Source organism: Bacteroides sp. RTP31139st1_H2_RTP31139_211217 (assembly GCF_040227615.1).
In the GTDB taxonomy this organism is placed as follows: Bacteria; Bacteroidota; Bacteroidia; order Bacteroidales; family Bacteroidaceae; genus Bacteroides; species Bacteroides uniformis.
Genome location: NZ_JBCNZM010000274.1, coordinates 1 through 2022 on the forward strand (window position 1 = coordinate 1; position 2022 = coordinate 2022).

The following is a 2022-nucleotide window of genomic DNA, read 5'->3' on the forward strand; positions in this document are numbered from 1 at the left end:
TTCCTTGCCTACCACGTTCTCGATTTCCGAACGGGATGTTTTTCCTCGTGCAATGGCCGACAGTATGGAAAAATAGATTCCGTAATCCTTGCCGAACTCTTCGATAAGAATCGCTTTACCCTCTCCCAAAAATATGGAGTCGGCCTTTATAATCTGGTCGAGCATAGCCGTTTTAGTTGTTGCTCCTGCATCCACGAGTAGTTGCACGTACTTCGCCACGCCGCCCGTGAAAGCGTACAAGGCCAGCAGATCTTCCGCCGTGTAGCCGGGATTGTATTCCGAAAGAATATCTTTCAGAACAGTCGGAGTAAACGGATGCACAGTCATAAAGCGCGACTGCCGGTTATACAACGGCTCTTTCTTATCCTTGAATATCTTTGTCATCATGGAATAAATCGAACCACAGACAATCAGATTGATGTGTGACTTCGGGCTGTATAGGTCCCAGATGCGCTGCATATCGCTGAACACCGATTTGTTCACACGGAAAAACTCCTGGAACTCGTCGATAAAGAGCGTGATGGGACGTTCTGCCGAAAGTTTCATCAGGAACTCGAACACATCGGTGAAGTGCTCGGCCCGTCCCATGGTGGGGACACCTAACTTGTGCTCTATCTCAAGCCGGTAGTCCTCACACAAATCGCCTTCAGCTTTCCGGGCAACAAAGAAATAGAGAATCGGTTCGTCCTCGTATGCCTTCCACACGAGTGATGTCTTACCGATACGGCGACGTCCCGTTACCACTGTAAACTGAGCATTGTCTTGGGCCATTTCGCGAATCTTGCGAAGAGTGGCTATTTCTTCTGTTCTGTCAAAAAATCTCATATTCTTATCCTTTCTTATTGCCGTTTCCGAAATGGCTGTTTCCGAAACGGCTGTTTCGCTACTGCAAAAGTAATGCAAATTTCCGGTAAAACAGGCAATTGATACAGATTTATTTAGTAAAATGGCTCAAAGGATTTTTGTCTGGTAAGCTCCATTCCTGTTTTACACCGTCTGGTCTTACGCCCTTCCGCTTGTCCCGTTGTATCATTTATCATCCCTTTGTAGTCCCATCGGTTTTACTATCCGCCTTTCGGCGTATTCTTCCTTTTCTATATTCTTTTAATGCCACTCATCCGGTCCATTCCTGCCATCGCCGGTTGGTTTTCCAGACGCGAAGGTGGACTGCCGCGCTTGATTCCATCGCTTTGAAGTGCATTTCCTATAAAATTCTTCCTTTCTGCGAAAGAGTAATTTTCCGGAAAAAGCGTCGGAAATCGCTTATTCGTCAGTCCTTGTAAAGCATCTGTAAATCCCAAGCGGTTCAGGCAGAAAAAAGAACCGAACAAAGGGAAAATAAAAAATCAAATATTAAACCAATTAAATTTTTATGATTATGGAAGCGACAGCAATTCAATCAGCAGAGAAAAACATCACAATGGTAGCATTGGCAAATGTGCAACCGAGTAATTACAATCCACGCAAGAATTTTGACGAAGCGAGCCTTGTGGAACTTTCCGAAAGCATTCGTCAGCAGGGTGTGTTACAGCCAATTGGAGTACGCCCGATAGAAGACAACCGTTTTGAGATTGTTTTTGGAGAACGTCGATACCGAGCCTCCCTAATGGCAAAATTGGAAGAAATTCCAGCTATCGTTATGGAAATTTCAGACGAGGTAGCCGAAGAAATGGCTGTCACTGAAAACCTCCAACGTAAGGATGTCACCCCGATTGAGGAAGCCAATGCCTACCAAAAGCTCATAGATAGTGGTCGCCATGATGTGCAGTCTTTGGCAGTGCAGTTCGGCAAGAACGAGAACTATATCCGTACACGCCTTAAATTTGTTTCCCTAATTCCCGAAATCGCACAGCTTTTGGAGCAGGACGAAATCACAATCAGCGTAGCGAGCGAAATCTGTCGTTACGGTGAAGATGTTCAGAAAGATGTGTACGACAAACACCTCAAAGCCGATGCACTGCATCATAGTTGGCGAGGGATGAAAGCTACCGAAGTCGCACGGAACATCGAACGGCAATATAC

The 2022-nt window shown here is 45.6% G+C and carries 2 protein-coding genes; one reads left to right on the forward strand and one right to left on the reverse strand.

Annotation, left to right across the window (positions count from 1 at the left end; genetic code table 11):
- Window positions 1–825: AAA family ATPase (locus tag ABUA47_RS23745; protein WP_349832172.1), on the reverse strand; the 825-nt coding region annotated here is incomplete at its 3' end.
- Window positions 826–1378: 553 nt separating this feature from the next.
- On the opposite strand from ABUA47_RS23745, the gene ABUA47_RS23750 reads away from it, so the two are divergent.
- A partial coding sequence (locus ABUA47_RS23750; protein WP_349832174.1) for a ParB/RepB/Spo0J family partition protein occupies window positions 1379–2022 on the forward strand: 644 nt, incomplete at its 3' end.